This is a genomic window from Psychrobacter proteolyticus, from assembly GCF_003350005.1.
In the GTDB taxonomy this organism is placed as follows: Bacteria; Pseudomonadota; Gammaproteobacteria; order Pseudomonadales; family Moraxellaceae; genus Psychrobacter; species Psychrobacter proteolyticus.
In genome coordinates this window covers 117,878-126,533 of record NZ_QLKS01000006.1, presented here as the reverse complement: position 1 = coordinate 126,533, position 8,656 = coordinate 117,878, and the positions used below count along the sequence as shown (strand labels likewise).

Sequence of the window (8,656 nt, the reverse complement as noted above, 5' to 3'; positions counted from 1 at the left end):
AACCCCCGTTACCGCCGTGAAAGGGCGGTGTCCTAGGCCTCTAGACGATGGGGACGCATAGAGTGTTATAACCAGTGGTTACAACGGTACTTCACAATATCAGATAGCTTAGTAAATAAGCATTGCCTAGGTGCTGATATCGTCCTACTAGCGAGTATTTATTATTACGTTTCAGTAATACTGAGCGTTGCTATAAATAAGTATGGTGGAGCTAAACGGAGTCGAACCGTTGACCCCTTGCATGCCATGCAAGTGCTCTACCAACTGAGCTATAGCCCCTCGCTAAGAGTGTGCGTATTTTATGTAAGAGCGGCAGTCTTGTCAACAACTATTTTAAAAATAATTCATAAATATGCAAAAAAAAGTGATTTAGCCTATTTTAAAGGCTCAACAAGCCCAAATTAGCGTGGATTTTGCTTAAGCGCGATCTCTTTGATGGCTTTATCGGTATAAAACTCTTCTTCACTACCATCAGAAAAAATAATCGCACAGCATTCAGTTGGCATATATTGACCGCCTTTTTCTCGGATCGTTCTGATACCTTTGACGCCAATGATGTCATATTCGCCCAATTTATCTAGATTATGCTTGGTGTAACCACAGTAAGTGCTGTATATCCATTTTAAATCTTCGAAGTCTTGGCCCTTGGTCAGGGTCAGAGTTGCATCAAAAAGCTCCTTTACGATGGCATCATAGTATTTCTGTGCTTCTTTTAGGGTGTTAAAGACATAATCTTTGCTTTCTATCGTGACGGTTTTGGTGGCCATATTTTTTCCAATTAAAATATTTAAAAAAAGATGTCTAATTATTTGAGATAGTAGTAACTGCGCTTAACGAAAAAAGGGCCAGAGATGGCCTGACCCTTTTACATTCGACAAGTCTAGCTAGTTAACTGTTTAGTAGATAAGTTATTCAGCTTCTAAACTACTCAGCAGCAGCTAAGAAATCTGGCAATTCTGCCGCTTGTTTCTCAAGTTTTTTCAGTTTCTTTTTACCGAGGCCGCCTAATACATCAACTGCATGACGCAAGCGAGTCAGAGTCATATCAGCACCGATAATCGCCATAGAGTTCATGACTGGCGTCGATGAAGTGCTACCAGCGATAGCGATAAAGAACGGCGCCATAAAATCACGCATCTTGATATCAAGGTGAGCAGCAAGGCCTTTTAGCGTGGCATAGATGTTTTCTTCTGACCATGTTGGCAAGACTTCTAACTGCCAAAGTGCTAATTGTAGCATCTCGATAATTTGCTCAGGCGTGAGTGATTGATGAGTGAAGCTCTCAGCATTAATATCAGGTAGGTTTTGGAAGTAGAAACCACCCCAATTAACCGCATCAGACAATAGCTCGATACGTGGCTGAATCGCGGCTGCGATAGCGGTTAGTTTGTCACTGTTACTGGCCCACTCAAGGATTTTATTCTTTAATTCTTCAGGGCTAAGCGCACGTAGCCATTCTGCATTGAGCCAGTTTAATTTTTCGATATCGAAGATAGGGCCGCCAAGCGACACACGCTGAATATCAAAGCTGGCAATCATTTCTTCTAGTGTGAACTGCTCAGCATCATTAGGCATTGAGTAGCCCATACGACCAAGATAGTTTAACAGCGCTTCAGGCAGCACGCCTGCATCACGATAGTAGGTGATAGAGGTTGGGTTTTTGCGTTTAGACAGCTTTGACTTATCAGGGTTACGCAGTAGTGGCATATGGCAAAGGGTCGGCATTTCCCAACCAAAATAATCATATAGCAGTTGATGCTTAGGCGCAGAGTTCAGCCACTCTTCACCGCGCATCACATGAGTGATTTCCATCAAATGGTCATCAACGACGTTGGCTAAATGATACGTTGGCATACCGTCTGTTTTTAGCAGTACTTGCATATCGACTTGGGTCCAAGGGAACTCAACCGTACCGCGCAGCATGTCTTGTACCTGACAAGTGCCTTCGGTCGGTACACGCATACGAATCACGTGCGGTTTGCCCTCGCTTACCAATTGCTCGGTTTTTTCTGGTGCAAGATGGGCACAGCGACCATCATAACGAGGGGTCTCGCCATTGGCCATTTGTTCAGCGCGCATAGCATCTAACTCTTCACTGGTACAAAAACAGCGGAACGCATGGTCTTTTTCTATGAGTATCTCGGCGTGTTTTTTGTAGATATCGCTACGCTCGCTCTGACGATAAGGGGCGTGTGGGCCGCCAATATCTGGGCCCTCGCTCCAATCCAGACCAACCCAACGTAGGGCATCCAAAATCATTTGTTCTGATTGCTCAGTCGAGCGAGTCTGATCAGTGTCTTCGATACGTAAGATGAATTCGCCGCCATGCGCTTTGGCAAAAGCCAAGTTAAACAGGGCAATATAGGCAGTACCTACGTGAGGAAAGCCAGTTGGTGATGGGGCGATACGCGTGCGCACAGGGCGAGTGCTGTCAGTAGAGGTTTGCATGGTAAAAGTCTCAAAGTTTGCTATCGATATAAGCTATTAGTATAAATAGCGATGAAAGATATGAAGTCGATGTTAAGAAATAGCGTAAAATATAGCGCTAGTATAACAGAGACATGTGATATTTTTAATGAAAAGCCCTTCTAGTGCTTGACTACAGGTGTATCCTTGCGATAATAATGCTAAGCAAGTCATAACTTGTTTATTTTCATCTAATTACTGGCCAGTATGGTCGTCATCTATTGAGTTGTTTGTGTCCCTATCAAAGTCTAAGCCAAAATCGAAAGCCAGTCCTTCTGCCGCTGCTGATCTCTCTGAGTCAGCGTCTAATCCTTCTGCTGTAAAGGATGCGTCTACGCAAGATGTCGATCTGGATGTTACTCACGCCCGTCATGAGGGCGATATCACGTCTGATGAATTAAGTTTTGTCCATGATGCGGTGTTACTGCAAGAGACTGTCGCAGCAGTACTGGGTGTAAAATCCCTGCCCAAGCAAAAAGAAGGCGACCAACATAGCTTAAATATAAGTGGTATCTATGTTGATGCGACCTTTGGTCGTGGTGGTCATAGCCGACTGCTATTAAGTCAACTTGCAGATGACGCCACACTGATTGTCTTCGACAAAGATCCGACAGCCATCAGCGTGGCGCAAGAGCTGGCAAGCAAAGACAGCCGTGTGCGTGTGGTTCACGATAGTTTTGCAACGTTGACCGACAGTCTGGCTGCCATGGGCATCACTGAAGTTGATGGCTTGATGGCAGATTTGGGCATTTCATCACCGCAGATTGATGATGGTAGTCGCGGCTTTAGCTTTATGCGTGATGGTGCGGTTGACATGCGTATGGATACCAGTCGCGGCCAGTCAGTTGCCGAATGGCTCGAGAAAGTCGATGATGAAACGTTGGCCAATGTGCTTTATGAGTTTGGCGAAGAGCGTCACAGTCGCCGTATTGCTCGTGCTATCAAACAGATGGAGAGCTACGAGTCTACGCTTGAATTGGCAGAAGTCATCAAGGTAGCTCATCCCAACTGGCAACGCGGTAAACATCCAGCGACGCAAAGCTTTCAGGCCATGCGTATTTTTATTAATAATGAGCTGGGCGATGTTGATGACTTTTTAGCGCAAAGTATTCCTATTTTAAAGTCAGGTGGGCAGCTAGCGGTCATTAGCTTTCACTCATTAGAAGATCGCCGTATCAAGCAGTTTTTGCAGCGCCATAGCAAAGGACAGTATCCAGAAGACGAAAACCTGCCAATGCCGCCGAATCGTCCGCGCTATTTTAGCAAACCAAAACGTGTCGGCCCAAGCAAAGCTGAGACGAGTCAGAATCCGCGCGCGCGTAGTGCATGGCTGCGTATGGCAACGCGTACTGACACAGCTTATGAGCAGACAACACGGCTATAGAAGAACATCATGATGGCATAATTTATATCTGAATATAATTATTGAGTTGTCTAAGATTGCTAATGTTTGTCTAAATGATGCGCAAATGTCCTAATGGCTACGCCACTGTTAAAAATCTGTAAATATTGTCTGTTAGGCTCAGCAGTTGGTTTTTTATCTGCATGATAGTTGAATGGATTTATATGTAGTACAGCCATACAATGTGTTTGGTTGTGGTATGGCATATTGATAGCCATGAGTTGTGATGACTTATGGCTCCTAAATATATTAGCTATTGGATATGTTTTTTACATTCGTTTTTTTAAGTTTAGTTTGTACATTTATAAGTGTCTTTGGTTTTATATTTATCGATGGTATGACCGAATAACGACACGTTCATCTTTCGCAATCCGTTATCTACTCTACCGTTTACGTTCACCTTTTTGAGATCGTCATGGCAATATCTGACAAACCTGCGAAACGCCGCACTGCTACACCTTACAATACCGATGTCGGCGAGCTGTTCGTGCGCCGGTTTAATGTGGTGAGCATTTATGTGGTCGTGCTACTGCTATTGGCAGCCACGATTGTATGGAGTGGTATCAAAACTGCCGAAGAAGTTCAGCAATATCATCAGGACTACAAAACCTTGCAAGACATGAAAAAACAAGAACGTAAGCTACAAGTGGAGCATCAGCGTCTATTGATTGAGCAACAAACCTTTAGCGCCACACCGCAGATTGCCAGTCGAGCGGTTGCTGAATTGGGTATGTATTCGCCAACATTAGAGGATAAGCTGATTATCCAGCCTGGTGTCGCAACGGCATTGGTGCCAGTGGTTACGGAAGACTCAGATGAAGATATGTCTGACGTGATTGGGCCACGTGCCTCCACTGATATATCCCCTGAAGAACCAGCGACGGAGGCAGGACAATGAGTGAGAAAAAGCCTAAATCCACCGCAAAAAACACCAGCAAGAAACCAGCCAGCGGCAAGGTAACCAAACCTCTCCGCCGAGCCAGTGCGGCTAAGTCTGGTCAGACGAGTAGCAAGCCTGATAAAGCTGCAAGTAATCGTAAGGCCAAGCTGTTTGGTCGCATCAAAAAAAGCGACAACCAAGGCGCTTATACCAGTGTAAAAAATCGCAAAAGCAAAATGGTTTTTTCGAGCAAAGCGTCAGGTGCTTCTGCTCTCGGTGGTTTCGAACAAGACAAAAACCGTTTCCGTATGGTTTGGGGTCTAGCGCTAGTCATATTAGCGCTATTGATCAGCCGCGCCTATTATATTCAGGTGGCCAACGCACAGTTTTATCAAGACAAAGGTAATGAGCTCATTACCAGTGAGCGCACCCAAAAGTCTTATCGCGGTATGATTACCGATCGAAATAATCTACCGCTTGCGGTCAGCGCGCCGCTCGCGACGGTTTCGTTTAGTCCGCATGATTATTCACGTGAATATTACGAGCTAAAGCGCATTATCATTACCAACCCTAGCAGTCCACAATTACAGGCGCGTATGCAAAAGCGTCTGGATAATATGGACCTGACAAAGCTAGCCGCTGCTGCCAATATCTCAGTTGATGAGTTGAAAAAAGTCACGGCTATTGATGACAGTATCGATGTGACCAATGAGAAAGCCGTAAAAGCAGCTTTGCCATCTGGTGCAGGCTCACACTATTTGCCATTGCTTAATAAGGTCACACCTGAGATTGCCCAAAGCGTCAGCTCGCTTGATTTCCCTGGTGTCTACGAAAAGAATTTCTTTCAGCGTTATTACCCGCAGCCACAGTCTAACGCACAGCTACTGGGCTTTATGGGTCAAAACGCCAAAGATCCTGAAGGCGGTTACGAAGGCCGTGCTGGTATTGAGCGTCAGTACGAAAAAGATCTGGCAGGTGATGACGGAAAAGTTCTGGTTCTAAAAGACGCCAAACAAAACAGCCTAAAAGAAATTAAGCAAATCGAGCCAGAAGTACCCGGTAAAGATGTGGCGTTGACTATCGATTCGCGCTTACAGTATTTGCTGTATAAAGAGCTAGAAAAGGCTGGACGCTTGCAAAAAGCACGCTGGTCAACAGGTATGATCGTTGACGTGCAAACTGGTGAAGTGTTGGCACTATCGACATGGCCGTCATTTAACTCGAACAACCTTAACGAGATGACAGGTGAAAACCAGCGTAACCGCGCGCTGTTAGATGTGTTTGAGCCAGGTTCGGTGATGAAACCGTTTACTGTTGCAGCAGCACTAAACTCGGGCAAATATACGCCAACGACTTTGATTGATACCAATCCTGGTTCGATTCGTGTACGTGGCTATACCATTCGAGATCATAATAACTTGGGCATGATTAACATGGCCACGCTATTACAGAAATCCAGTAACGTGGCCTCCACCAAGATTGCGCTATCACTGCCAGCCGATGCTATTAGTAATATGCAACGACAGTTTGGCTTCGGCTCAAAAACACCTTTGCAGTTCCCAGGTGAGGGCAGTGGTTTAATCGTCACGCCAAAAGAGAAAGAAACCTCTCGCCGTGCGACGGTCAGTTATGGTTATGGTTTACAAGTGACATTGGCACAGGTCGCACAGGCGTATTCAGCCCTAGCAGCAGGTGGTGTCATGCATCCATTAACTTTAATTAAAGATGACAAGTCACAGCCAAGCAAACGCATTATGGCTCATGAGCAGGCAATGTCTATCGTACAGATGCTTGAGAGCGTGACTGAGCCTGGTGGTACGGCTAAAGACGCCGCCATTGATGGATATCGCGTGGCAGGTAAGACAGGTACGTCACGCCGTATCAATCCAGACGGTGGTTACTATACTGATCAGTATCGTAACGTCTTTGCTGGTATGGCACCTGCATCCAATCCAAAGCTGGTGGGCGTGATGCTTATTGAAGACCCACGTGGTCAGATTTATGCTGGTCTAACGGTCGCCCCTGTCTTCCATAATGTAATGAAAGAAGCATTACGATTGTATAATGTGCCTTTGGATAAGCCACTAAAAACGGAAGCGCAGTAAGCGTTCAATTATTTTAAATGTCCAGTTCTACTGAGCTGACACGTTTTAACTGTTTAGGATTTATCTATGACTATATCATCGCTAGATAGCGCTACTGTTACTTTACAACAGCTTATAGATGCCAATAAAAGCCAGCAGCAAAAACTGGCTGAGCAGCTTACAGCGATGATAGCAGCATCGATTCAGGAAGCATCCAATCAGGTAGGTTCAGATCAATCCCAGTCTATTGCCCATATTCCGTTTCAACAGTTTCGCTTAGACAATCGACAATTGGAAGCGAATGACGTATTTGTCCTTTTGAAGAGTCAAACAGCCAACCCTCAAAAAAGTCGCGATTATCTACTACAAGCCGCTGAGCAAGCCGCGTTTATTATCTCAGAGATTGACCCTAGCGTTTTGCTTAGCGAAGCAAACAACCTCTCAAATACCAATAGTGAACCTAAGACAGATAGTATTGCTAATGCACAGCAGCAACTAGCAGCGTTGCCATGCCCTGTATTGTACGTTCCTAACATTCGTGACTTTTTAGGTAGCTTAATTCAAGCGCGCCTGCAATATCAGCCGCCAGTGACTCTACCGACCGTAGTTGCAGTGACTGGTACGAACGGCAAAACAACCATCAGTCAATTAGTAGCACAGCTTACTCAGTTGATGGGTCAGAGTAGCGCAGTGATGGGTACGGCAGGTAATGGAAGACTTGGCGCTCTGGTGCAAGCCAGCCATACCACGGGCGATGCGTTAGCTGTCCAGCAGTTCCTATATCAAATGGGAACAGAAGAGGCAGAAATATTGGCATTAGAGGCCAGCTCTCACGGGTTAGATCAACAACGTCTACAAGGTATGCCAGTCACTGTGGCGATTTATACCAATTTGAGTCGTGACCATTTAGACTATCATGCCGATATGGCAGAATATGCCGCTGCTAAAGCAAAGCTGTTTGATAAAGCTCATTTTCCAGATTTGACCCATGCCATTATCAACATCGATGATGAGCACGCTCAGGTTATGTTAGATACGGCAAATGCCAGCGGTTTGACGGTATGGACATACAGTTTGGATTCATCAAAAGCGGCTACTTTTGTTGCCGCTGATATTACACCCAGTCTGCAAGGCGTCAAAATAAATCTGCGTACTGATTTTGGTGATGACAAAGCTGACAACATAGAGATTGTGAGTCCATTATTAGGTCGCTTCAATGTAGCCAATTTGCTCGCAGCGATAGCAGCCGTCGTAGCACTTGATGATGACTTGGCTATGAATATCGAGCGTATTGCGCCTGCTGTTGCACAGTTGCAAGGTGCAGTTGGGCGTATGCAGCGTGTACCATCAAATGATGGCTGCTTTATCGTTGATTATGCGCATACTCCAGACGCTCTAAACCAAGTGCTGGCAAGTTTAAAAACCCACTGTAAAGGTCAGCTATGGGCAGTATTTGGTTGCGGCGGAGATCGTGATGCAGGCAAGCGACCGTTGATGGCGCAAGCAGGTCTAGCAGGTGCTGATCAAGTTGTTTTGACCGCGGATAATCCACGTACCGAAGACCCAAATGTAATTTTGCAAGATATGCAGGCTGGTATGACAGCTGAGCAATATCAACGAACCCATATCGAGCCTGCCCGCCAAACTGCTATTGAATATGCAGTTAGTCACTCAGGTGTAGATGATATCGTAGTCATCGCAGGCAAAGGTCACGAAACCTATCAAGAGATTAATAACGTTCGCTATGATTTCGATGACAGTGTTGTTTTGCAGCAGGCATTGAGTCAGGCGGGACGTGTGTAGTTGATTGACTTTCGATACATG

6 protein-coding genes and 1 tRNA gene are annotated in these 8,656 nt (G+C 45.4%); 4 read left to right on the top strand and 3 right to left on the bottom strand.

Annotated elements, in window-relative coordinates; genetic code table 11:
• Window positions 1–203: 203 nt before the first annotated feature.
• The 3 genes from DXK30_RS11670 to gltX form a co-directional block, all read right to left on the bottom strand.
• A tRNA-Ala gene (locus DXK30_RS11670) sits at window positions 204–279 on the bottom strand.
• A 122-nt stretch (window positions 280–401) separates the two neighbouring features.
• Window positions 402–767: a hypothetical protein gene (locus DXK30_RS11665; protein ID WP_114701817.1), complete on the bottom strand. Its 366-nt coding sequence runs from the start codon at window positions 765–767 to the stop codon at window positions 402–404.
• 157 nt (window positions 768–924) lie between these two features.
• Window positions 925–2,448 carry a glutamate--tRNA ligase gene (gene gltX / locus DXK30_RS11660; protein ID WP_114701816.1) on the bottom strand — a complete coding sequence of 508 codons (1,524 nt, stop codon included), beginning with the start codon at window positions 2,446–2,448 and terminating at the stop codon, window positions 925–927.
• Between the two features lie 367 nt (window positions 2,449–2,815).
• Here gltX and rsmH point away from each other — a divergent pair, with 367 nt between their 5' ends.
• The 4 genes from rsmH (at window position 2,816) to DXK30_RS11640 (ending at window position 8,635) form a co-directional block, all read left to right on the top strand.
• Window positions 2,816–3,850, top strand: coding sequence for a 16S rRNA (cytosine(1402)-N(4))-methyltransferase RsmH (gene rsmH, locus DXK30_RS11655; protein WP_390178043.1), 1,035 nt, complete (start codon window positions 2,816–2,818; stop codon window positions 3,848–3,850).
• A 433-nt stretch (window positions 3,851–4,283) separates the two neighbouring features.
• Window positions 4,284–4,766 (top strand): cell division protein FtsL, encoded by a 483-nt coding sequence (gene ftsL / locus DXK30_RS11650; RefSeq protein ID WP_114701815.1) that lies wholly within the window; start codon window positions 4,284–4,286, stop codon window positions 4,764–4,766.
• Complete coding sequence (locus tag DXK30_RS11645; protein ID WP_114701814.1) at window positions 4,763–6,853, top strand: peptidoglycan D,D-transpeptidase FtsI family protein; 2,091 nt, start codon at window positions 4,763–4,765, stop codon at window positions 6,851–6,853. The genes ftsL and DXK30_RS11645 overlap by 4 nt, the downstream gene beginning before the upstream one ends.
• 66 nt (window positions 6,854–6,919) lie before the next feature.
• Window positions 6,920–8,635, top strand: coding sequence for a UDP-N-acetylmuramoyl-L-alanyl-D-glutamate--2,6-diaminopimelate ligase (locus tag DXK30_RS11640; protein ID WP_114701813.1), 1,716 nt, complete (start codon window positions 6,920–6,922; stop codon window positions 8,633–8,635).
• Window positions 8,636–8,656 lie beyond the last annotated feature (21 nt).